The organism is Streptomyces sp. NPDC007084 (assembly GCF_040703595.1).
Taxonomy (GTDB): Bacteria; Actinomycetota; Actinomycetes; order Streptomycetales; family Streptomycetaceae; genus Streptomyces.
Map to the genome: position 1 here is coordinate 67,468 of NZ_JBEYFY010000023.1, position 22,763 is coordinate 90,230.

A 22,763-nucleotide genomic window follows, 5' to 3' on the forward strand; every position below is an offset into this window, starting at 1 on the left:
TCCTTACGGGGGTGGACGGATCAGGGCGTCGAGCGCCGGTCGACCAGCGCGGCCAGGTCGGTGAGGACGGGATGCCGGACGAGGTCCTTGAGCGTGACCTCGCGGTCCAGGGAGATGGCCACCCTGACCGCCGACAGTGATGTCCCGCCGCGGTCGAAGAAGTCGTCCCGCCGGCTCACGCGGTCGCGCGGGACACCGAGCACCTCGGCCCACACCGCGGCGAGCCGCTGTTCCGTGGGCGTGCGGGGCGCGTCGGCCGCTCGCTCACCGGATGTGCCTTCGTCTGGTGGCGTGAACTCCGCCGCGAGAGAGGCCAGTTGAGACCTGTCGATCTTCCCGTTGCCGGTGAGCGGCAGAGCGTCCCGGCGGCTGAAGACGGACGGGATCATGTAGGCGGGCAGGATGGTCCCCAACTCGCCCTGGACATAAGCGAGGTCCAGCGGGCGCGGCCCTGTGTAGAAGGCCGACAGGTGTCGCCCGCCTCCCGCGCCGTCGGCGACCACCACGGCCGCGTCACGCACACCCGGCACACGCAGCAGCGCCTCTTCGATCTCGCCGATCTCGATCCGGAACCCGCGGATCTTGACCTGGCTGTCGCGGCGCCCCAGGAACTCCAGTTGACCGTCGGGCAGCCAGCGCCCGTAGTCCCCGCCGAGGTGAAGCCGCTCGCCGGCCCGGTACGGGTCCGGCGGGAAGGCCGCCCGGCTCCGCTCCGGGTCGTTGATGTAGCCGCGGCCCACGCAGACCCCGGAGAAGGCGATGGCGCCGGGGGCGCCCAGGGGGACGGGGAAGAGGTTTTCGTCGACCACGTAGAGGCGGACGTTGCGGACCGGGCGCCCCAACGGCACGCTGTCGCCTGCCGGGACGTCGTCCAGAACCGCGTGGTTGGTGTCGTCCGACGTCTCGGTCAGCCCGTACGCGTTGACGAGCCGGACACCGGGCCGTGCCCTGAACCAGCGCACGACGAGGCTCTTCTTCACCGCCTCGCCGGTCACCGACACGCAGCGCAGGTCGGGGAGTTCGCGCGGATCGCGTTCCAGGAAGGAGAGGACCGCGTCGAGATAGGAGGGCACCACCTGAAGCACACCCACGTGCCCGTCGGTGACCGTGTCGAGGAACCGGCGGACGTCCAGGACCGTTTCCTGGCCGACCAGCAGCGTCCGCCCTCCGGCGAGCAGCGCGGACAGCAACTGCCACAGGGAGATGTCGAAACACTGCGGCGCCGTCTGCGCGACCACATCGCCCTCGCCGATGCCCAAGTCCTCGATCTTCGCGAGGAGATGGTTCAGCAGCCCGGCGTGCTCACACATCGCGCCCTTGGGCTCGCCGGTCGAGCCGGAGGTGAAGAAGACGTACGCGAGGTCACCGGCGCCGACCGGGATGCCGGGGTCACCGTCGTCGCCGCCCGCCGCGCGGATCCGGTCGATAGACAAGGTCCGTATTCCCGGCAGGCGTTGGGCGGCCCGGTCGAGGGCTGCCGTGCTGCCGGACTCGGTGAGCAGCAGCGTGCAGTCGGCGCGCCTCAGCATGGCGGTGACGCGATCGGGCGGGAAGTGCGGCTCGACGGGCAGATAGGCGCCGCCTGCCTTGAGGACACCGAGGACGCCGGCCATCCACTCCAGGCTCCGCTCGGTCACCACGGCGACGACATCCTCCCGGCGCAGCCCGGCGTCCAGCAGGGCGTGGGCGATCCGGTTGGCGCGGCTGTTGAGTTCCCGGTACGTCCACCGCCGGTCGTCCTGTACGGCCGCGACGGTGTCCGGGTGGGCGTGCGCACGCCGCTCGAACAGCTCGTGGCAGCGCAGGTCGGGCAGTTCACGGTCGGGACCGGCGAGGCCGTCGAGCTGGTGGCGGAGTTCGGCGCGTGACAGCAGACTCCGCCGGTCGTGGGCCGCGTCCGGGTCCGCCGCGATCAGCCTGAGCGCGGTGAGGTGGTAGCCGGTGATCCTGGTGGCGGACTCCTCGTCGAGGACGTCGGTCGCGTACCGGAGCCGGATGACGAAGCGGCTGCCCTGCCGTACGACGCGCAGGCTCAGGGCGGTGGCGTCGCCGGCCGCGCTGACGCCGCCCGTCGGATCGAACCGGGTCTCGACGGCGGGTTCGGGGAGGCCCAGCTCCTCGCGGAGTGCGTCGACGGGGAACCCCTGGTGGGCCAGCAGTTCGGACTCGACGGCGTGAGCGTGCAGAAGCAGGCCCCGCCATGACGCCGTGCCGGTGGCCGTCGTGAGGCGGCAGGGCAGAGCGGCCGCACGGGCGGCCGGGACATAGCCGGTCGTGACGACGGACTCTCCGGACAGGGCGGAGAGGACCTTGGCGTGGGCCGCCAGCAGCACCGAGGTGAAGGAGACTCCCATCGAAGACGCGAGGCGGTCCAACTCCGCGACGACCGGCTCGGGGACGGTCTCCTCGACCACCGCTACGCCCGGAACGGGCGTGCGCGTCCACCGAGGAACCGAGGTGGCACCGCCCGTCGCGAGCACATCCCGCCAGTAGTCCGAGGCGGACCGTGCGGAACCGTTCATCGTGTCGCCTCCTCGTCCGGGGCGCCGCCCGACCGGATCTGGTGGGCCGGATTCCCGCCCCACCAGGCGTCCCGCGACACGGTCTCGCCCTTCATCAGGAAGGAGTCGGCTGCCAGTTCGGCGCCGTCGCGGATCGTCACGCCGTAGTGCACGAAGGCGCCGACGCCGAGCGTGCAGCGCGAACCCAGGCTGGACCGGTCGGACTTGAAGGTGCCGTCCTCCTGCGAGTGGCACTGGACGACACTTCCCGCGTTGAGGGTGGCGTCGTCCCCGATGGTGACCATCGTGCGCTCGGTCAGATAGCAGCCGTCGTCGAAGACCCGGCGGCCGATCCGGACGCCCAGCAGGCGCCAGATCACGTTCTTGAAGGGAGTGCCGTTGAAGACCTGGAGGTACGTCTCGGACGGCACCTTCCAGAACCGCTCACGCCGCCAGAAGCGGCGGTCGTAGATCGAGCAGAACAGCGGGCCCGGCGCCTGGAACGCGGTGACCGCCCGCTCCACGAGCACGAAGTACACGGCGCTGACGAGCACCACGAGGACGTTGCCCAGCGCGATGGCCTCGGCCCCGACGGTGGTGTACAGCTCCGCCGCCGCCGACACGACCATGGTGACGACGAACGCGTAGAGCCATCGCGCAAGCAGATACAGCGCCATGGTGGCCGTGTTGTGCCGGTTCTTGGCCACGAGACCGCTGCGCAGTGCCGCGCCCTGCGAGAACCGGTCGAAGCTGCTGTCGCGCCGTACCGAACGGGGGATCTCGAAGCTGGGCGAGCCCAGCAGGCCGACGTTCTCCCGGAGTTGGCCGTCGACCGGGACCATGACCTTGGTCGCGAGCAGACAGTTGTCACCGGTCCGGCCGCGTGAGGGGTAGGCGATCCGGTTGCCCAGGAAGTTGCGCGCTCCGATCGAGGCCCGGGACACCCGGAAGGATGTGCTGGAGAACTCGGCGTTGTTGATGGACAGCCCGTCGGCGACCATCGTCCCCGTTCCCACCGAACTCAGGTACGGCGTCTCGTGTTTGACCTCGGTGCCGAAGTTCGAGCCGGTCTGCTCGACGGGGGAGAGGTCGTAGCCGAGCAGACGCAGATACGGCACGATGCCGGAGCTGTCTCCGAACAGCCGGGTCAGGAAACGCCGGTTGGTCAGGAGCGTGATCGCCCGGTGCACCCCGTAGTGGAAGCCGTACAGCGGATAGACCCGGTCCGGCTCGATGGTCCGGCCGAGCAGCCGGGGAATGGTCGCGAGCAGCAGGAAACCGAGCGGTGTGATCACGAAGAGCAGCAGGAAGGAGACGGCCAGCGCGTCGCGGTAGAAGGCCCAGGTCGCGAGGACCGTGGGTCCCGGTTCCAGTACGGCGGACAGCTGGGGCGCTTCGGCGAGCAGGATGCCGATCCCGCCGACGGCCAGCGGCAGATACACCAGCAGCGCGCTCAGGAGCTGGGTGACGCTGTGGACCGACCTGCGCAGTGTGCCGCAGGCGGCGCGCTCCACCACCTCGTACGGCGCCTCGGCGCGCAGGGCCGGTGAGCCGTGCCAGTGCTCGCCGGCCGGAACCGACTGACCGCTGTGCAGGGCGGAGGCATGGGCGAGCCGGGCACCGTCGCCCATTGATGTGCCGATGTCGAGTACCGAGGCCTCGGCGACGACCGTGTCGCTCCCCAGGGTCACCGTGCCGGTCTCGATCACGCCGTCGCGGGCGCGGTAGCAGGCGAAGTAGGAGTCCTTGCGGATGACCGCGCGGTCCCCGACGGCGAGCAGGTCGGTGCAGAGGGGAACATGGCGGGAGAAGACGGCGACCCCGCCGCCGATTCTGGCGCCGAGCGCCTTCAGGTAGAAGGTGTAGAGGGGCGACCCGACGAACAGGACCAGCGGATCGGAGCGCACGAGCGTCTTGACGATCCAGAGCCGGAAGTAGACGAGGCTCCACACGCGGATCCGCTGGGGCCGCCAGCGCCCGATCAGCAGCCACTTCGCGGCGATGGGCAGCGCGCACAGGCCCAGGAACACGGCGCCGCCGAAGAGCACGGAGCGCACGTACACGTCGAGCAGGCCCGAGCCGGCGGAGATCCATGTGTAGCCGTGGACGCTGACGAACGCGACGATGCCCGAGTAGGCGAGGAACACGAGGAGTTGCAGCGTCCCGCACAGCGCATACCGGGGTTTCCCGATGGGAGGGGTCGGGGGCGGGTCGGCCGGAGCGGTGTCCGGGCGCTCAGCGGCGGCGGGTGTGGCGGGTGCCGAGGGTGCGGGCGTCGGCGCTGACGCGGCCAGCGCGAGCGCCAGGGCGCCGACGGACGGATGCGCGTACACGTCCTTCATCGACACCCGTCCGAGGTCCGTCTGCTTTCTGACCCGCGCGCAGAAGTGAGCCATCACCAGAGAATCGGCGCCCAGGTCGTCGAAGAAGTGACTGCCGGCGTCCACCTGGTCGATGTGCAGGACGTCCGCCAGTACCCGGGTCAGCGCGGCCTCGGTGCCCAGGCCGGACAGACCGGGCCCGGCGGCGGCCCCGGCGCCCCTGGCGGGCGGGCCGGGCTCGGCTGGCTGGGGTGCGGTGGCGTGGCGGCTCGGAGGCAAGGTGCCGACCGGCTTTCCCGTCATGGGAACTCCCTGGGAAGGATTCGACCTCGACGGCTGGAACGGCCGGAGTCCGAGGCTCTGTCGTCCGCATGACCGGGGACCCGGGCCAGGCGGAACATACGACGCGTGGAGCGTTGGGCACGGAACGTGATCCGTCGGCGGCGGGTGCCTGTGTCGCCTGTGGTTCCTGTGTCGCTTCTGTTGCCTCTGTCGCTCTGTGTGGAGCGCGCACCCGGTGCCGTTCCCACGCGGACGTTCTGGGAGGTATTCGAGACCGACGCCACGACGTATGGCCTCATGCCGAAGAAATGTCGGGGACTGCGGATCACACGCGCAACATAAGGTTGCGTATGGGGGTGGGGTGACTTACGGTTGTACGCAACCGATGGTTGCTTGTGGGAGGTCTGTGGTGGAGTTCGGAAAGCTGGAGCGCGAGATCCGCATCGACGCTTCACCGGAGATCGTCTTCGAGGTGGTGAGCCGTCCCGAGCACATCAGCATGTGGTGGTCCGACGACGCCTCGTTCGACTCCAGGCCCGGCGCGGTCGGCGAACTCGTGTGGGGCGACCGCACCGCGGTCGAGGCGATCACGGTGGTCGACGTGGACCCGCCCCACAGATTCGCGTTCCACTGGATCGCCCCCAAGGGGGAGCGGCCCGACGAGGACAACTCCCTCCTGGTCACCATCGAACTCCGGCCCGACGGCGACGGCACGATCCTGCACCTGACCGAGAGCGGCTGGCGGGAGAAGGGCTGGGAGGCCGCCGTACTGGAAGAGGCCTTCCACGAGCACGAGCACGGCTGGGACCTGTTCCTGCCCCGGCTCCAGGGCTACGCCCCCTCCGTGGTGCCGCGATGACCACCCCTGTCGACGACGAACTCTGGTCCGCGATCGGCGACCCGATCCGGCGCCGACTGCTCGACCTGCTCCTCGCGCAGGGCACCGGCACGCCGACCAGCCTGAGCGACCGCCTCCCCGTCACCCGGCAGGCGGTCACCAAACACCTGGGCGTCCTCGGCCGGGCGGGCCTCGTGCACGCCACACCGATCGGCCGCGAGCGGCGCTACGAAGTGGACGAGGCCCAACTCGCCCGCGCCGTCCGGCAACTGAACGAGGTCGGAAGGACTTGGGACGCCCGGCTGAACCGCATCAAGCGCATAGCGGAGGAAATTCAGCGGCAGAGGGGCGATCGACCGACGTCCTGACCCGACTGACCCGTCGCACGCCTGAGGTGACCAACCGGCCCCATGGCTGACGTGACCAACCAGCCATACGCCTGCCGTGACCAACCGGCCATACGCCTGCCGTGACCATCCGGTCGCCGGACCACGTCCCCGACGACCTCCAACACCCATGAGAAACAGCACCTTTGGAGAGCGCCATGAGTCCGCTGCTCGACAACAAGACCGCCGTGATCTACGGAGGCGGGGGCGCCATCGGTGGCGCCGTGGCCCGCGTGTTCGCGCGGGAAGGCGCGAGCGTCTTCATCGCCGGGCGTACGCGGGCGAAGCTCGACGCGGTGGCACGCGACATCGCCGCCGCGGGCGGAACCGTCGAGACCGCGCAGGTCGACGTCCATGATCAAGCGGCGGTGGAGAAGCACGCCAAGGAAGTCGCGGCGAAAGCCGGAGGCATCGACATCGCCCTCAACGCCGTGAGCGTCCCGCATGACCAGGGAACGCTGTTGGCGGACCTGTCGCTCGAAGAGTTCATGCGGCCCGTCGACGGCTTCCTGCGCACGCTGTTCATCACCAGCAAGGCCGTGGCGGGCCACATGGGAGGCGAACGCCCCGGTGTCATCCTGACACTGTCCGAGCCGGGCTCGAAGATGGCCGCGGGCGGCATCCTGGGACACAGCGTGAGCGCGGCCGGCAAGGAGGCCTTCTCCCGCGTCCTCGCCGCCGAACTGGCGCCCCGCAACATCCGGGTGGTCTGCATCCGCCCGCACGCCGTCGTGGACGCGCCGGCGGCGGGTTCGTACACCAAGGACCTCTTCAAACCGATGGCGGAAGCGTCCGGGCAGTCCGTCCAGGAGATGCTGGAAGACGGCGGAATGGTCCAGGGGACGCTCCTCAAGCGGCTGCCGACGCTGGCGGAGATCGCGGAAACGGCCGCGTTCCTGGCCTCGGACCGGGCCGGAGCGATGACCGGAACCATCGCCAACCTGTCGGCGGGCGCGCTGGTCGACTGAGGCCGGCGCTGACGCTGATCCGACGCCGCCGGGACACCGCTCCGCCCCCGGCAGCGCCCCGACTTCCGGCGCGTTCCCTCAGCCCAGGATCTCGATGTACCCGTCGGTCCCGTGTACGCGGATGCGCTGACCGTCCCGGATCAGCCGGGTCGCCCCGTCCACACCCACGACCGCCGGCAAGCCGTACTCCCGGGCGATCACCGCGCCGTGGGTCATGAGGCCGCCCACCTCCGTCACCAGGCCCGCGATGCCGACGAACAGGGGCGACCAGCTCGGGTCCGTGAAGGTCGTGACCAGGATGTCGCCCGCTTCGAGGCCGGCGTCCGACATGTCGAGGATGACGCGGGCCCGCCCCTCAACGGTCCCGGCCGAGACCGGCAGGCCGACCAGGGCACCAGCCGGGGCGTCCTCACGCCGGTACGAGCCGTTGAAGGCCTCGCCGTCCGAGGTCAGCACCCGGGGCGGCGTGAGGGCCTGGTACGACCGGAACGCGTCCTTGCGGCGTTGGATGAGCTGTTCGTCCACTTGGTGCGAGCGCGCGACATCGTGGAGTTCCGAGAAGGTGAGGTAGAAGATGTCCTGCGTCTCCGGAATCACTCCCGACCGCACGAGACGCCCGGCCTCCGCCAACAGGGCTTGCTTGTAGACGAAGTAGCGGCTGATGATCCCGTACTTCGGATACTCCCGGTACCCGATGAAGGTCCGGACCCGGTCGATCATCCGCTTGGTCTCTTCGGCCTTCCGCTCCCCGTCAGGCAGGGCCCGCAGACGGGACAGCACGTCCCGCTCCTTCTGCCGCGCCCGCTGCCGTCCCTCCTCGAAACGCCGCTCCGCGGCGCCCGGTTCGAAAAGCCGCACGTTGTCCAGGATCACGGGCACGAGCGTGCTGGGGCGTTCGCTCCAACGCGGCCGCGTGATGTCGATCTCGCCGACGCACCGCATGCCGTACCGGTCGAGATAGGCCTTGATGGCGTCGCGCGCCTCCGCCCCGCCCGCCAGCTTCGTCAACTCGTCCAGGAAGTCCCCGTTTTCGGCGTCTTCCGCGTCGTCGGCGTCGTCGGCGTCGTCGGCGTCCTCGACGTCCCGCAGGAACGCCACCACCTCCGGCCGCGCGCGGATCACGTCCGCGACATCGAGCAGTGCGAGGCCCATCTCCGACGTGATGTTGTCGGGCGCGGACAGCGTGAGCGTGTCAGCCGCGTTCTTCTCGCCCAGCCACTCGCGCAGTTGGTCGTTGAGCCACCACGTGGCCTCCATGCCGGCCATGATCGCCTGCATGCTCAACGGGTCGCTGAGGACTCGCTTGTGCTCCTGGAAGGCCTCCAGCAGGAAGTCGAACAGGTCCGGCCCGGTCTTCGACCGGATGTCGCGCTCCAGCGCCGCGAGGGACGCCTCACTGCGCTCGATCAACTCGGCGACGATGGCCGGATCGGTCTCGATCGGGTCAGTCTCGACCGGAGCAGGAGCAGGAGCAGGAGCAGGAGCAGGAGCAGGAGCAGGGGAGGGAGCGGTGGCGGGGGCACGGCTCGCCGGAGGCTCAGCGGGAGCCGCGTCAGGCCGGCCGGAGGCCGAGTCTCGCTCGCCGGAAGCCGCGTCAGGCCGGCCGGAAGCCGAGTCCCGCCCACCGGAAGCCGCGTCCAGCGGGGAAGGGACGAAGCCATCGCGCTCCAGCACGGTTTCCAGCGCGTCCCTGACCAGCGGATCACCTCGCCCCATGAGGTCCAGGAGAGCCGCGCGGCCCGCGGGCGGGGCCAGGCGCGCGGTGACGTCCACGAACAGCCGCCCGCCCGCCTCCCGCATCGGCGCCATGGCCGTGAGCTGCCACATCGAGACGCCCAGCGGCTTCATGGCGTCGGTCATCATCTGCTGGTGGCCGACGGACACGTAGACGTGGTGCTCCTCGTCGTCGGCCTCGGGGACGGGGAACAGCGTCGTGATCGGCCGGCTCTGCACGATCCGGAAGTCGTCATCGACCAGACACCACTCGATGTCCTGCGGGCGCCCGAAGTGCTCCTCGATCCGCCGCCCGAGCCGTACGAGCCGGACGACCTGCGCATCCGTCAGCGCCGGCTCGTCCCGCCGCCGCGCCTCGACCGCCACTTCGTGGGTGCCGCCGGTCGGCAGGGACCGGAGAGCGCGTCGCTTGGTGGCGATCGACCTTTCCACGACCTCGCCCGCGCGCACTTTGAACACGTCCGGGTTCACCAGGCCGGACACCAGAGCTTCACCGAGCCCGAAACCGGCGTCCACAGTGGCGACTTGCCGGTTGCCCGTGACCGGATCGGCCGTGAACAGGATGCCGGACGCCTCCGGTTCCACCATCCGCTGCACGACCACGGCCATGTGGACCGTGCGGTGGTCGATGCCGTTGCGCAGCCGGTACGTCACCGCCCGCTCGGTGAACAGGGAGGCCCAGCACCGGCTGACGTGCTGGAGGACCGCGGCCGGCCCCACCACGTTCAGGTACGTGTCCTGCTGACCGGCGAACGAAGCCGTCGGCAGGTCCTCCGCCGTCGCGCTGGACCGGACGGCACAGCCGGACCGCTCGCCCAGCCGGGCAAGCGCCCGGGTGATCTCCCCGGCGAGGTCGTCGGGGACGGCCACCCCCTCGATCGTCCGGCGAATCCGCGCACTGAGCGTGCGGATCCCCTCGCGGTCGTCCGGGCTCAGCCCCGACAGCCGGTCGAGCCGCTCCTCGACCGACGGCGCGCCGGCCATGATCCTGCGGAAGGCGTCCGTGGTGACACAGAACCCCTCCGGCACGCGAACGCCGTCGATCCGTGACAGAGAGCCCAGGTGTGCGCCCTTGCCGCCGACGATCGCGATCCGCGTCTCGTCGGCCTCGCCAAGATCCCGTACGTACTGCTCACTCACTGCGACACCTCCGAGGCGCCCGTGCTCCGTCGTACCGCGATGGCCGACCGGAACACCGGCGCCTCCCGCTCTCTCGAACCTCATGTGGTCGGCCACGTCGTCATCCCTGGTCGATGTCCCTCGGACGAGCCGGCGGGCAACTCCGCCAGTCGGGTCGCGCGCCCGCCCCGCCCGTCCGCACCGGACACTGGCAACCGCGCGCTATTCCCCTCGTTTCCGCAGGTGGTGGCCTCGGCCGACGATTGTGCGCCACCACCGGGGCCTTGCCGCAAGCCCCCCGGTGCGCTATACCTTGGGAGAGGCAAGGAGAGAGTTCTCCTTGCCTTTGCTGTTGCGCCGCCCGCCCAGACCGACCGACCGCCCGGCCCGCGGTGGCCCGGACGGCCGGCGACTCCGGCGGCTACGTGGGCCGACGACTACGTGGGCTCACGTCTACGCGGGCCCAGGACCCCGCGGGCCCGCGCCGCCTCACGGGTAGTAGGGCGTGTACGTGATCGCCGACACCTTGAGATACCTGGCGCCGTCCGCCGTGGCCCAGGTCGAGGCGTCGGGGTTGCCGGGCCAGTCGCCGCCGACGGCGGTGTTGACGATGAAGTGCATGCCGATGCCGGCCGGGGTCGTGTACCACTTCGTGCCCTGGAAGGCGCCGTCGACTGAGAAGTCGATGTGGTCGGGCCACCAGGTGAACGAGTAGGTGTGGAAGCTGTTGGTCCACCCGCCGGAGTTGTTCACGGCCCACTGGGTCTGGGCGTTCCCGGTGTCGTGGAACGTCTGGTAGACCGTGTTGGGGCTGGACCCCACGATCTCGGCGGCGTCGAACTCGGGCAGCCACGGATTGAGATAGGCGGCCCACAAGGCGGGCAACAGCCCTTTTCCGTTGGGCATGTTGGCGGTGAAGCTGTAAGTGCCGTAACCGTAGAGGGCCTTGGATTCGACGCGGCCCGAGTAGTAGGTCCCGTTGCCCGCGTTGTAGGTCTTGATGACGAGTGTTCCGCCTTCGTACCAGACGCAGGCGGGCGTGTAGGTCTCCAGTTCGTTGTTGGCGGTCCACCGTCCGTTGATGGTGTTCCACGAGTTGACGGTCTGCGGGGCGCCCCAGGTACCCGCGTGCGCGGGAGGCTGGGTCAGCAGTACCAGGATCAGCGCGGCGAACGCGGCAGCTACAAGTCTGCTCCTGGCAAGGGGAGTTGATCGCATCAGGGCAACCGTTGATCGCATCAGAGCCTCCGTTGCTCGGATGGTGGGGGGAGGGTGGGAGCGGTCCCACGCCGTCATCGCACCGTAGAGCTGTGTCCCGTACCTGACAATCCTTCGCGTGAGGGGCCGCGCCGACCCGCTTGGGTAGGCTGAGCGCGATGTGGGCCACCTGAGAGCTGACGGGGTAGGGGCCACCCGAGAACGGACTCACCACCCATGAACGTCTCTTTCGCTGGCCACCTGATCGAGTGGCGAGGGCCCGCCCCGTTCTACTTCGTTCCCCTGCCGGACGAGCAGTGCGCCGAGATCCGCGAGGTGGCGGCGCTGGCCTCGTACGGCTGGGGCGTCATTCCCGTCGAGGCCAGGATCGGTGAGGCCGTGTTCGGGACCTCGCTCTTCCCCAAGGACGGCGGATACCTCCTGCCGGTCAAGAACGCCGTCCGCAAGCCACTCGACCTCGCGGCGGGGGACCGGGTGACCGTGGAGATGACGGTCCGTCTCTGACGACGGCCACTGACCGTGGGGGCGCGGCGTTCCGGCGAGAACGGTGATCCGGACGGATGACCCGTCGGACCGGACGGGTGCTTCGGCAGGCCGGTCGGGTGTTCCGTCAGGCCGGTCCGCCGGTCCGCCGGTCCGCCGGTCCGCCGGTCCGCCGGTCCGCCGTTCCGTCCGGCCGGTCCGTGCCCGCGGGCGTCTTCATGAGTCCACGTCGCCTGGTGATCCGAACGGGCAGCCTACGCGTGAGGAGGGCCGTCGGGGGCAACCCTGGAGGCATGACGACAACACTCGGCGCCTTCGTCCTCGGCACCCCCGATCCGCCCGCGCTGGCCGACTTCTACCGCGCCCTCCTCGCCTGGGAGGAAGTCGAGCGCGGTCCGGAGTGGGTACGGCTCAGGGACCCGGAACGTGAACGTCCGGGCCTGAGCTTCCAGTTGGAGACCGATCACATTGCTCCGACCTGGCCGCAGCGCCCGGGGAGTCAGCAGATGCAGGCCCACCTGGACGTTCAGGTCGATAACCTGGAGGCCGAGACCGAACGGGCGTGCGCGCTGGGTGCGAGGCTGGAGGAGTACCAGCCCCAGGAGGACGTACGGGTGCTGCGCGACCCGCACGGCCACCCGTTCTGTCTCTTCCTTCCGGGCGCCTGAGCCGCCAGGGGCGCTGCTGACCGGTCACGACTGACAGGTGGGGGGCTTCGGTGGAGGTAAGGCTGCGCGAGGTGGAGGACGGCGACCTGCCCGTCTTCTTCGCTCACATGAACGAGCCCGAGGGGGTCCGGATGGCCGCGTTCACGGCCGAGGACCCCTCGGACAGGGCGCGGTTCGACGCCCACTGGGAGCGAGTGCGCCAGAACCCGGTGGGCATCGTCCGCACCGTCGTCGGCGACGGCCACCAGGTCGTCGGGCACGCCGCCGTCTTCGGACCGCCCGAGGAACGCGAGGTCACCTACTGGATCGGCCGGCGGTACTGGGGACAGGGAGTGGCGACCGCCGCGCTCCGCGAGCTTCTCCGTATCGCGCCGGAACGCCCGCTGCACGCCCGCGCCGTCGCGGACAACGTGGCGTCCGTCCGGGTTCTCGAGAAGTGCGGGTTCACTGTCTCGGGCAGGGAGCGAGACTTCGCCAACGGTCGGGGCGAGGAGGTCGACGAACTGCTCCTCACGCTTGTCGACCATTCCGACCACCCCGACCATCACTCCGACCACCCCGACCCGGGCGACTGAACGGGCGCCCGTCCGCCCGTCCGTCGCCCGGGCCGAGGGGGGCGGATGAGGTCGGCTCCCCAGTGCTCGTGACCCCCCGGTGCTCGTGAGTCCCCACGCCGAGCTGCCGACTCCTGGGTGCCGACCCTCGGGTTCCGCCCGGCGTCCGATCGCACCGGGGTGGACAGCGCCGCTCGCTGCGGCGAGACTTGCCGCTCACACCACGTCGAGAATTCTGCCCGGTGATGGAGTCGGCGCGGGGCGCGTGCCCCCTCCCCGCGCCACCACTGGACGGTTCCAGACGGCACCACGGGACGGTCCATCCGGGCACCGGCGTCCCCGGTCTGCCGTCCCGCCGGGCAGCGAACAGGACTCGCCGTGTCATCGGCGAACTACCGTTCCCTGCTGCGCACCCCGGGCGCGGCGGCCTTCTTCCTCCCGGCATCACTCGGGCGCGTCGGCGTCGCGATGACCGGCCTCAGCATCGTCTGGCTCGTGCACGGCACCATGGGCACCTTCTCCGCCGCCGGTCTGGTCACCGGCGGGTTCGCGGTGTCCGAGGCCCTCGGCGCACCTCAACTGGCCCGGCTCGTCGACCGTTTCGGCCAGACGCGCGTCCTGCCGCCCACCCTGCTCGCTCACACCCTCGCCGTGGCCGGGCTCTGCTCCCTGGTCGCGGCAGGAGCGGGAGGCACCCCGCTGATCCTCGCGGGATGCCTGGTCGGGGCCAGTGTTCCGCAACTCGGCGCCCTGTCCGCCGCGCGTTGGGCGGCACTTTTGCGCAGGGACCGGGCGGCCGAACTGCCCACCGCGTTCGCCCTGGAGTCGATCAGCAACGCGCTGGCCTACCTGATGGGCCCGACGCTGATCAGCGCCCTCGCCGCCGCCGGACACCCCCTCGCGGGCACACTGCTGTCCGGCGCCCTGTCGGTCGCCGGTGGACTGGCCCTCGCGGCGCAGCGGGCCGGCGCACCTCCACCGGCGGGCCGCCGCCCCGAACGCGAGCGAGGGAAAGGGGTGTTGCCGGGTGGCGCCGTGCTTCTCCTGATGGGCCTCAACCTCGCCATCGGGATCTTCTTCGGCGCGATGCAGATGTCGGTGACCGCCTTCGTCGTGGAGCAGGGCGCGCCGGGCGCCGCCGCCCCCATCCTCGCGGTCTCCAGTTGCAGCGGGCTGCTGACCGGATGGCTCTACGGGCTGCGCCGGTGGAGCGCCGCACCTCCCGTACAACTTTTCGCCGCCACCAGCGTGTTGACGCTCGGCACCCTGCTGCTGTTCGCGGTCGGCACGCCGTTAGGACTCGGGCTGGTCGTGGCGGTGACGGGAGCCGCCATCCCGCTGCTCCTCGTGCTCTTCCCCGTCCTCACCGAGAGAACTGTCCAACAGGCCGTCCTTACGCAGGCGTTCGCCTGGCTCGGCGCCGCCGGAGCGGCGGGCTCGGCTGCCGCGGCGGCCGGCGCCGGCTGGGCGATCGACTCACTCGGCGCACGCGGCGGCTTCGCGGTCACCGCCACGGCCGCCGCCGCGATGGCCTGCCAGAGCATCGCCGGACTGCGCGTGCTCCGGGCACCCGACGACCGGGGCCGTCGCCCCGGTCCGCCAACGCGCGGGGGTCAGCGGGCGAACGAGGCGCCGAAGTGAGCTTCGGCCGCCGGTGTGCCGAGGGTGGCCGGGTTGAAGGTGGCGATGTTCTGGGTGACGGGTCCGTTCTTCGAGCCGCGCAGGACCCAGGCGGCGCCGGAATCGGCCTTCGGGGCGTCCTCCCACGGCGCGGCGACGATCAGGTCGGCGCGGTTGTTGTCGTTCACGTCGGCGAGCTGGACCGCCTCGCCGAAGCGGTCGTCCCGCTCCGAGACACCGGGCACGCCCTTGGTCGACTGGGAGAACGCGAGCGCCCCCTTGCCCGTCGGACCCTTGGGCCCACCCTTGAGGAGCACGACACTGCCCGCGCCCGCCGTACGGCCGATCGCCTCCCCGGGCACCCCTACGGCGAGATCCGGATAGCCGTCACCGGTGACATCGCCGGCGGCCAGCGCGAGCCCGAACTGGTCACCGGCCTCGTCGACGCCCGGCACTCCCGGCGTGTTCTGCGTGATGGTCGTCTTCCGGGTGGAGAGACCGGAGGGCGAGCCGAAGCGGATCTCCACGGTGCCCGGAAGCGTCGCGATGTCCTCGTGGCTGGTGCCGAACTTGAAGGTGGCGAAGTCGCCGTAGCCGTCACGGTCGAAGTCGGCGACCACCCCCTTGGAGGACGGTGTGATCGCCCCGGGGATACGGGTGACCGAGCCGTCCTTGCCGCCCTTCCAGAGGCGCGTGCCGTGGCCGTGGTCCTCGAACCCGTGCGTGGTGAGGATGTCGTCGGCGCCGTCGCCGGTCACGTCGCCCACGATGAAGTCGTAACGCGAGTCCTCCTCGTCCCCGAAGGGCACCACGGTGCGGCCCGCCGACGTACCCGACCGGGAGATGGGCCCGAACTCGACGCCCACCAGGCCGGTTCCCACCACCAGGTCCGCCTGCCCGTCACCGTTGATGTCCCCGGCGGCCAGCGGACCGTTGTGCGGGGGCAGCGAGAGGGCCACGGACTTCTTGAGACCCACCGGCGAACCCCACAGCACGACGGTCGGCCCGTTCTCCGACCCGACCACGAGATCGGTGTAGCCGTCGCCGTCGAAGTCCCGGGCGGCGCTCACACGGCCGAAGGCGTCGTAGTCGACCACGGCACCTGGCACACCGGCCGACGCCCGGCTGATGACCTGGGGGTGCGCGCTGTCGACACCGTGGATGGACCCGTACAGGACGGTGACGTAACCGGCGTCGTCCCGCCCCGAGACGGTGGCGGCGGGCGCCGCGACGGCGATGTCGGCGTAGCCGTCGGCGTTGAAGTCCGTGACAGGGACAGGGGCAGGGACAGGGGCAGGGGCGGAGACGGGAGCGGAGACGGGGGCGCCGAGCGCCGCTCCGGCGGGGCCCGCGGCGTACACCGTGCCGGTCACGAGTGCCGCGACCGCGACGGCGATGGGAAGAGAACGACGCACGGGCGAGCCTCCGGGATCGAGGGGGAGAGACCACTGACGACTGCATGACTGACGGACCGGCGTTCGAGTTGTACGCGCCGGCCGTCGAGTCCTCACTTCCAGTCGCCGAACAGGCCCGAGCTGAGCTGCGCGCTACAGATGTTGTAGCCGCCGGACGCGTGGCCCTTCTTGGTGTGGCCGGCGACGGTCACCGAGCACTGGATGTCTCCGGAACCCTGGAGCTGAGCGGACACCGAGTAGTACAGAGCGCTGTCCGCGAAGGGCAGGGTCGCCTCGAACCCGCCGTTCTTCCAGGTGCCCTTACGGTTGTCCGAGTCGGACCCGTACGTGATGTCCAGGGGGCCGAGAGCACCGGACGGCGCTGTCCCCCACACCTTGAAGGTGACGAGCTTCTTGTCGGTCTTCCGCTGTGTTCCGGCGCTCTGGCTGCTCCTTCCGCCCTCGTCGTTGGCGGACTTCCCGCTTCTCGACGCGGAAGGCTCGGAGGAGGCCGAGGACGAGGACGAGGACGACCCGGACTTGCCGGAACCGGAACTGACGAGCGCGGCGATGACACCGATCACGACGAGCACTCCCGCGCAACCGAGACAGCCGAAGCCGACGACCCTGCCTCGGCGCGACTTCTTCGGCGGCTGGGGCGGGAACGGCGGCTGCCCGTACGGCGGCTGCGGGCCGCCCCAGCCGGGGTGCTGTGGCTGATCTGGTTGGTGGCTCATGGATACCCCTGAGGTGTGCTGACGAATGTGAAGCGTGGGACTGGATGCCGCTGGTGCGCGGTTGCCGACGACGGGTCTGATTCACCCGATCGGGTCTCCGCGTTCCGTTCGCCGGTGCGGTGAGGGCATCCGCGCGATGAGCGTGCTTACGTCGGACGGGTGATCTCCGACATGCCTCCGAAGTGCCCGCCGGGCCGGTGAGACGGGGGCGGCCACCCGGGGTGCGGGCCCGGATCGGGTGCGCCGATGTCCACGGCGAGCGACGGCGGGCGGGGCGCTGCGACTTGCCGGGCGCGGCAGGGATTTTGCAGGCTGTCCGTTGCTGATCTCTTCTGCGGGCAGTTGGCCTGGGGACAGCAACCAGCCGAGGGAAGGAACCCGTTCCGTGTCTGCCGAACTCTCCGACGACCTGAAGAAGCTCATCGACGACAACCCGGTCTTCGCCACCGTGGCCACCATCCAGCCGGACGGCAGTCCGCAGCTCACCATCACCTGGCTCGGCCGGGACGGCGACGACCTCCTCGTCTCCACGACCGTGGGCCGCCGCAAGGAGAAGAACCTGCGGGCGGACCCGCGGATCACCATCATGATCAACCCGCCGAACGCCCCCTACACCTACGCCGAGATCCGCGGCACGGCCACCCTCGTCACGGAGGGCGGCCAGGAACTGATCAACACGCTGTCACGCAAATACACGGGCAAGGACTACGCGGACTTCAACCCCGCCTCGAAGGACGACGCCGAGCGCGTTGTCGTCCGCGTGACCCCGCGCAAGGTGGTCGGCTCGATCTGAGCCGGCGGACCCTCCGCCTCCTCTTGGGGGTGTACGCGGGCCGTCCCTCCCAGGGCGGGGCGGTCCGCGTACACGTGCCGACTTCCCCTGCCGGGCCCGACCGCGATCGTCACCCCCCCCGTCACACGCGGGTCTGTTCCGGCGCCGCCGCCGGTTCCGCGCTGTCGGCCGGTGCCGCCGTGCCGCGGGGGAGCAGCAGCGGGGTCGTCAGGAGCAGGGCGCCGGCCAGGGCGATGGCCGTGCGGGGACCGGCCAGCGTGGCGAGTGCTCCCCAGAGTGCGGTCAGCAGGGCGGTCGCGGCCTTGGTGGTGACCGTCCAGGCGGTCAGCGTGCGGGTCACCCGCCCGGGGGCGGTGCGCCGGAGGCGGTAGGTGGCGTAGACCGGGTTGAAGACTCCGCAGCAGAAGATCAGCCCGAGTTCGACGCCCATCACCACGAGCAGTCCCGCCGTTCCCGGCCCGATGAAGGCCAGGCCGACGGGCCAGATCGCGCGAAGGGTTCCGGCCGTGAGGAGGATCCGGCGCTCACCGAACCGGGTGGCGAGCGGCCGGGCCAGGCGTGAGCCGAGCAGGCCACCGAGTGAGGGCGCGGCGAACGCCAGCCCGTACTGCCAGGGCTCGTAACCGAGCCGGCTGAGCATGAGCACGGCCATCAGGGGCTCGGTGGCCATCAACAGGCCGTTGAAGAGGGCGGTGTTGAAGAACAGCGGACGCAGGGTCGCGTCGGCGAGGATGTACCGCCAGCCGTCGAGCAGGTCACGCGCCCGCACCCGCGTGCCCTCCCGCCGTACGGGCTCGGGTTCGGGACCGCCCGTCGCGCGGATGCCGACCGCCGAGAGGAGGTAGGTGACCGCGTCGGCCACCACCGTCGCCACCGGTCCGAGCAGCCCGATGGCCACGCCGCCCAACGGCGGCCCGATGACCGTGGTCGTCCAGGCCGTGGACTCGAAACGCGCGTTGGCCACCAGCAGATCCCCGGACGGCAACAGCGACTTCAGATAGGCGCCCGAGGCGGCGCGGAAGGTGATGTCGGCCGCCGCCACGACGACCGACACCAGCAGAAGCTGTACGAAGGTGAGCGCCCCGAACGCGAACGCGGCCGGGATCGTGAGCAGCGCCGCGAAACGCACCAGGTCCATCCCGATCAGCACCGGCCGCTTACGGCGGAACTCCACCCACGGGCCGAGCGGCACCGCCACGGCCGCACCCACCGCCGCCCCCACGGAGGAGAGGGCGGCGACCTCGGCAGGGCCCGCGTGCAGCACCTGGATGGCGATCAGCGGGAACGCCCCGAAGGCGAGCCAGGTCCCGAGCGCGCTCGTCCCGTACGCTCCCCAGAGCCAGCCGAACCGCCGCCCCAGCCGGTGTCCCCGCCGGGGCCCGGGCCGACGGCCGAACGGCTGCCGCGGCCGGTGCTCGTACTTCACGTCCGACGCTCCTCGCTGCCGCCCGTACAACCATGACGCGTTCGGCAGCATCAAAGCGGCCCTCGGATCCGCAGATCAAACAACCAACCGGGCGACGAGACACAACCAACGGTTGTGACCGTAGGGTGGCGCCATGGACCTCGACGCCGTCCGGACCTTCGTCGCCGCAGCCGACGCGGGGCAGTTCCAGGAAGCCGCCGCCGAGCTGGCGATCACCCAGCAGGCCGTCTCGAAGCGCATCGCCGTACTGGAGCGTGACCTCGGGGTGCGCCTGTTCACCCGCACTCCGCGCGGTGCCCGGCTCACCATCGACGGCCAGGCGTTCCTTCCGCACGCACGCGAACTGCTGCGCGTCGCCGAACGCGCGCTCGCGTCCGTGCACGCGGCGCGCCGGCCCCTGCGGGTGGACGTGATCGCCTCGCGCGGTGCGGCGGCGGGGCTGCTCCGTGACTTCCACCGAGTGCACCCCGAGATCGACCTCGACGTGGTCATGCTGTTCGACATCGAGACCGCCGTCGCCGCCATCCGGTCCGGCACGATCGACGCGTCCTTCCGGGCCGTCGCCGCCCCCGACCGGCCCCTGCCCCCGGACGTCGACTCGGTCCGCGTGCTCGACGAACCGCTCCAGCTTCTGACCGGCCCCGCCCACGCCCTGGCCGGCGCCCGCGCGGTCACCGTCGACCAGCTCGTGGGGCACCGGATCTGGATGCCGGGCATCGTCCCCGGAACCGAGTGGGCCGACTACTACGACCACCTGGTCGCCGAGTTCGGTCTCACCATCGAGGCGACCGGCCCCAACTTCGGCTCGGACGCCCTCCTCGACACCATCGCGGACACCCCCGCCCTGGCCACCTTCATGGGCGCGCACACCCGCCACGTCTGGCCCGCCGGATACGGACTGCGCCTCATCCCGGTGACCGACCCGACACCGGTCTACCCGCACTCCCTGCTGTGGCACCACGACAACCCCCACCCCGCGCTGGCCACACTGCGCACCCACCTCGCCGCCACAGCCCCCGGCCACAGTGCCCCCGGCACCTGGGTGCCGGACTGGGTGCTGGAGAGCTGACGCCGGCCGACCGTCTATGCGGTCGGCGGAACGGGCGACTGCATCTCCTCGACGCCGCCGGGGGCTCCGCCGTGCGGAGCCTCGACCTCGGCGGCCAGATCCTCGCGACTTCCTACGCGCCCGACACCCGCACCCTCCACACGACCGCCTCCCACGGCGCCCTCCACGCCTTGCCGACCGCCGGAACCGCGGCCCGGGCGACCGGACGATGGGCGGGCGGTGAGCGGGAGCCGCTGGACGTCGCGGCGCCGGACGGTGAGCGGGGCGGGCGCGCGACAAGAGGCGGCGGCGCCGGCACCGCAGGCCGCGAGGGCGGGCCGGCCGTGAGGGCGGGCCTGATACGCCGCCGCCTACGCCGCCTACGCCTACGCCTACGCCGCCTCCGCCTCCACCGGCTCGGCAGCGCGCGAGGGAGGCCGGACGATGCCGGCCGCGCAGGCAGCGACGACGCAGAACGCGACCGGGAGGAAGAAGGTGACGTTGAGTGGTACGAACCGGGTCAGCGGGCCGATGACGGCCGGCCCGGCGAGCATGCCGAGGTAGCCGAGCCCGGCGACACGCGAGACGTTCGCGCCGGTGGCGTCCTGGTCGGCGTGCCCGGCGGCGCTGAAGAGCTGCGGGACACAGCCGGACAGCCCCGCTCCGAACACGGCCCACCCCGCGAGCGCGAGCGGGACCTGGCCGGACAGTGCCGCCGCGGTCAGCCCGAGCGCCGCGAGAGCCGCCCCGTAGCGCAGGATGGCCGCCGGTCCGTAGCGCGCCGCGAGCCGGTCCGTCAGCAGGCGCCCGACGGTCATCGCGGTGGCGAACGCTCCGTAGGCGAGGGCGGCCGTCGCCGGGGGCGCGTCGAGGACGCGGCGCAGATGCAGGGTGCTCCAGTCGTTGGCGACGCCCTCGCACAGCATGATCATCAGGGCCAGCGCGGCGAGCATCCAGATGTGCCGGGGCGTCCTGCGCCGGGTCTTCACGGCGCCGGCGCCGGGCTCCGCGGCGGGAGCCCGCTCGGGCCTCAGCAGAGCGGGAGCGGCGAGTACGGACGCGGCGATACCTACGGCCGCGACGCTGAGCAAAGTGGTGGCGGGAGTCCATCCCCAGCTCAGCGTGCGGGCGCCGATCAGGGCGGCGAGGACTCCGCCGATGGAGAAGGCGGCGTGGAACGCCGACATGACCGGCCGCCGGTAGGCGTGCTCCACCTGGACGGCATGGGCGTTCATGCTCACATCCAGGCACCCGTTCCCCATGCCGAGCGCGAGCAGCGCCGCACCGAGCGTCCACACGTTCCCGGCCAGACCCGGCAGGGCGACGGTGGCGGCGCACAGCGCCGCGCTGAGCGGAACGACCGTCCGCGCGCCGAAGCGATCCGTCAGCGGCCCGACCACCTGCATCCCCACGAAGGCTCCCGCCCCGAGGAGCAGCAGGAGCCAGCCGAGCGTGGCGTGACCGATCCCGACGCGCTGCTCGATGGTCGGGATGTGGACGATCCACATCCCCATGAGGAAGCCGTTCAGGACGAAGTAGGCGAAGGTGGCCAGCCGGGCGGCTCGCAGATGTCTTTCCACCGCTCAAACGTAACGAACAACAAGGACTTTCGAAAGGTGGTGTTTCGAACATCCTGCGTGTTTAATGTGTGTCATGGCTGGCACCGACCGACTCAGGCAGATCACCGACGCCGTCCGCGCGGCGGGCAGCGCGGGCGTCGCCGAGCTGGCCGAGCTGACCGGCGCGTCGGAGATGACCATCCGCCGCGACCTGGAGGCGCTGGCGGCTCAGGGTGTACTGGAGCGCTACCGTGGCGGCGCCCGTAGTCTGCTGCTGCGCGGCGAGGAGCCGCCGTTCGCGATGCGCGTCCACGACGGCCTGGAGATCAAGCGGCGGATCGCCGCCGAAGCGGCGAAGCTCATCACGGACGGCGAGTCCGTCGCCCTCGACAGCGGTACCACCTGCCTGGAAGTGGCCCGCGCGCTCAAGGGCCGCCGGCTCACGGTCATGCCCTTGTCGCTGCACGCCGTCAACGCCCTTGCCGACGCACCCCAGTTGACCCTGCTGGTGCCTGGCGGACGCCCCCGGCAAGGGGAGTTGGCGCTGACCGGACCACTGACCGAGGCCTCGCTCGCCTCGCTCCGCTTCGACACCGCCATCATCGGCTGCTGCGGCCTCGACGCGGCGAACGGCCTGACCGCCTACGACCTGGACGACGCCGGCGTCAAACGCGCGGCCATCGCCGCCGCCCGCCGTGTCATCGCGGTCACCGAGGGCTCCAAACTGTCCCGCACCGCCCTGGCCGTCGTCGCGCCCGCCTCCGCCCTCGACTCGGTCGTCACGGACGACAGCGCCCCGCAGGAGGAGACAGAGGCGCTGGCCGCCGCGGGAGTCACCGTCCGACGGGTGTGATCGTCCGGAAGACGCGACCGTCCGGAAGGCGCGACCGTCCGGCGGGACCGGCGCCAGGCGGCGGCATCGGCAAGAGCGGGCGGCGCCCTCGGCAAAGGTGACTGGCGGCCTCGGCAAGGGTGACTGGCGGCCTCGGTGAGGGTGACCGGCGGCATCGGTGAGGGCGCGTCAAGACTTGAATGCTCCCCGCCGCACCACGGCCAGTGACCGATCAAGGCCCGAACAAGCCATTCGAGGACGGCGGCACAACCGTCGACAGGC

18 protein-coding genes are annotated in these 22,763 nt (G+C 71.1%); 10 read left to right on the forward strand and 8 right to left on the reverse strand.

The window, feature by feature from the left end; translation table 11 throughout:
- Positions 1–20: 20 nt before the first annotated feature.
- Both AB0912_RS20235 and AB0912_RS20240 read right to left on the reverse strand, forming a co-directional pair.
- On the reverse strand, positions 21–2,522 hold the full coding sequence (locus AB0912_RS20235; RefSeq protein ID WP_366701545.1) for an amino acid adenylation domain-containing protein: 2,502 nt from the start codon (positions 2,520–2,522) through the stop codon (positions 21–23).
- Complete coding sequence (locus AB0912_RS20240; RefSeq protein ID WP_366701547.1) at positions 2,519–5,125, reverse strand: Pls/PosA family non-ribosomal peptide synthetase; 2,607 nt, start codon at positions 5,123–5,125, stop codon at positions 2,519–2,521. Before AB0912_RS20240 ends, AB0912_RS20235 begins: the two co-directional genes overlap by 4 nt.
- A 388-nt stretch (positions 5,126–5,513) precedes the next feature.
- On the opposite strand from AB0912_RS20240, the gene AB0912_RS20245 reads away from it, so the two are divergent.
- The 3 genes from AB0912_RS20245 (at position 5,514) to AB0912_RS20255 (ending at position 7,296) form a co-directional block, all read left to right on the forward strand.
- The gene (locus AB0912_RS20245; protein WP_366701549.1) at positions 5,514–5,963 is read left to right on the forward strand and encodes an SRPBCC domain-containing protein; all 450 of its coding nucleotides are present in this window, start codon (positions 5,514–5,516) and stop codon (positions 5,961–5,963) included.
- On the forward strand, positions 5,960–6,310 hold the full coding sequence (locus AB0912_RS20250; protein ID WP_366701551.1) for a helix-turn-helix domain-containing protein: 351 nt from the start codon (positions 5,960–5,962) through the stop codon (positions 6,308–6,310). Before AB0912_RS20245 ends, AB0912_RS20250 begins: the two co-directional genes overlap by 4 nt.
- 176 nt (positions 6,311–6,486) lie before the next feature.
- Positions 6,487–7,296, forward strand: coding sequence for an SDR family oxidoreductase (locus tag AB0912_RS20255; protein WP_366701553.1), 810 nt, complete (start codon positions 6,487–6,489; stop codon positions 7,294–7,296).
- 78 nt (positions 7,297–7,374) lie between these two features.
- On the opposite strand, the gene AB0912_RS20260 is transcribed toward AB0912_RS20255, so the two are convergent.
- On the reverse strand, positions 7,375–10,170 hold the full coding sequence (locus tag AB0912_RS20260; protein ID WP_366701555.1) for a phosphoenolpyruvate synthase: 2,796 nt from the start codon (positions 10,168–10,170) through the stop codon (positions 7,375–7,377).
- 468 nt (positions 10,171–10,638) lie between these two features.
- A complete protein-coding gene (locus tag AB0912_RS20265) occupies positions 10,639–11,367 on the reverse strand; it encodes a glycoside hydrolase family 16 protein (protein WP_366701557.1) in 729 nt (242 codons plus the stop codon).
- 216 nt (positions 11,368–11,583) lie between these two features.
- On the opposite strand from AB0912_RS20265, the gene AB0912_RS20270 reads away from it, so the two are divergent.
- From AB0912_RS20270 to AB0912_RS20285, 4 genes are all read left to right on the forward strand, one after another.
- Positions 11,584–11,871, forward strand: a complete 288-nt coding sequence (locus tag AB0912_RS20270) for a DUF1905 domain-containing protein (RefSeq protein WP_366701559.1) — start codon at positions 11,584–11,586, stop codon at positions 11,869–11,871.
- Positions 11,872–12,143: 272 nt separating this feature from the next.
- Positions 12,144–12,518 carry a VOC family protein gene (locus tag AB0912_RS20275; RefSeq protein ID WP_366701561.1) on the forward strand — a complete coding sequence of 125 codons (375 nt, stop codon included), beginning with the start codon at positions 12,144–12,146 and terminating at the stop codon, positions 12,516–12,518.
- A 50-nt stretch (positions 12,519–12,568) separates the two neighbouring features.
- Positions 12,569–13,093 (forward strand): GNAT family N-acetyltransferase, encoded by a 525-nt coding sequence (locus AB0912_RS20280; protein WP_366701563.1) that lies wholly within the window; start codon positions 12,569–12,571, stop codon positions 13,091–13,093.
- 357 nt (positions 13,094–13,450) lie between these two features.
- Entirely contained in the window at positions 13,451–14,713 is a 1,263-nt protein-coding gene (locus AB0912_RS20285) for an MFS transporter (RefSeq protein ID WP_366701565.1), read from the forward strand.
- On the opposite strand, the gene AB0912_RS20290 is transcribed toward AB0912_RS20285, so the two are convergent.
- Positions 14,686–16,107 carry an FG-GAP and VCBS repeat-containing protein gene (locus AB0912_RS20290; RefSeq protein ID WP_366701567.1) on the reverse strand — a complete coding sequence of 474 codons (1,422 nt, stop codon included), beginning with the start codon at positions 16,105–16,107 and terminating at the stop codon, positions 14,686–14,688. The genes AB0912_RS20285 and AB0912_RS20290 overlap by 28 nt on opposite strands.
- Positions 16,108–16,199: 92 nt before the next feature.
- A complete protein-coding gene (locus AB0912_RS20295) occupies positions 16,200–16,823 on the reverse strand; it encodes a hypothetical protein (protein WP_366701569.1) in 624 nt (207 codons plus the stop codon).
- A gap of 385 nt (positions 16,824–17,208) precedes the next feature.
- Here AB0912_RS20295 and AB0912_RS20300 point away from each other — a divergent pair, with 385 nt between their 5' ends.
- Positions 17,209–17,616 (forward strand): PPOX class F420-dependent oxidoreductase, encoded by a 408-nt coding sequence (locus AB0912_RS20300; protein ID WP_366701571.1) that lies wholly within the window; start codon positions 17,209–17,211, stop codon positions 17,614–17,616.
- 121 nt (positions 17,617–17,737) lie between these two features.
- Here AB0912_RS20300 and AB0912_RS20305 read toward each other — a convergent pair whose 3' ends face one another.
- Positions 17,738–18,976, reverse strand: a complete 1,239-nt coding sequence (locus AB0912_RS20305; RefSeq protein WP_366701633.1) for an MFS transporter — start codon at positions 18,974–18,976, stop codon at positions 17,738–17,740.
- A gap of 199 nt (positions 18,977–19,175) precedes the next feature.
- On the opposite strand from AB0912_RS20305, the gene AB0912_RS20310 reads away from it, so the two are divergent.
- Entirely contained in the window at positions 19,176–20,111 is a 936-nt protein-coding gene (locus tag AB0912_RS20310; RefSeq protein WP_366701573.1) for a LysR family transcriptional regulator, read from the forward strand.
- Positions 20,112–20,482: 371 nt separating this feature from the next.
- On the opposite strand, the gene AB0912_RS20315 is transcribed toward AB0912_RS20310, so the two are convergent.
- Positions 20,483–21,670, reverse strand: coding sequence for an MFS transporter (locus AB0912_RS20315; protein ID WP_366701575.1), 1,188 nt, complete (start codon positions 21,668–21,670; stop codon positions 20,483–20,485).
- A gap of 73 nt (positions 21,671–21,743) precedes the next feature.
- On the opposite strand from AB0912_RS20315, the gene AB0912_RS20320 reads away from it, so the two are divergent.
- A complete protein-coding gene (locus AB0912_RS20320; RefSeq protein WP_366701577.1) occupies positions 21,744–22,502 on the forward strand; it encodes a DeoR/GlpR family DNA-binding transcription regulator in 759 nt (252 codons plus the stop codon).
- Positions 22,503–22,763: the final 261 nt, after the last annotated feature.

Bases quoted from the DNA above. Each gene is read 5' to 3' on its own strand.
- AB0912_RS20235 (WP_366701545.1), bottom strand. From the start codon at position 2,522: ATGAACGGTTCCGCACGGTCCGCCTCGGACTACTGGCGGGATGTGCTC.
- AB0912_RS20240 (WP_366701547.1), bottom strand. From the start codon at position 5,125: ATGACGGGAAAGCCGGTCGGCACCTTGCCTCCGAGCCGCCACGCCACC.
- AB0912_RS20250 (WP_366701551.1), top strand. From the start codon at position 5,960: ATGACCACCCCTGTCGACGACGAACTCTGGTCCGCGATCGGCGACCCG.
- AB0912_RS20255 (WP_366701553.1), top strand. From the start codon at position 6,487: ATGAGTCCGCTGCTCGACAACAAGACCGCCGTGATCTACGGAGGCGGG.
- AB0912_RS20265 (WP_366701557.1), bottom strand. From the start codon at position 11,367: ATGCGATCAACTCCCCTTGCCAGGAGCAGACTTGTAGCTGCCGCGTTC.
- AB0912_RS20270 (WP_366701559.1), top strand. From the start codon at position 11,584: ATGAACGTCTCTTTCGCTGGCCACCTGATCGAGTGGCGAGGGCCCGCC.
- AB0912_RS20275 (WP_366701561.1), top strand. From the start codon at position 12,144: ATGACGACAACACTCGGCGCCTTCGTCCTCGGCACCCCCGATCCGCCC.
- AB0912_RS20295 (WP_366701569.1), bottom strand. From the start codon at position 16,823: ATGAGCCACCAACCAGATCAGCCACAGCACCCCGGCTGGGGCGGCCCG.
- AB0912_RS20310 (WP_366701573.1), top strand. From the start codon at position 19,176: ATGGACCTCGACGCCGTCCGGACCTTCGTCGCCGCAGCCGACGCGGGG.
- AB0912_RS20320 (WP_366701577.1), top strand. From the start codon at position 21,744: ATGGCTGGCACCGACCGACTCAGGCAGATCACCGACGCCGTCCGCGCG.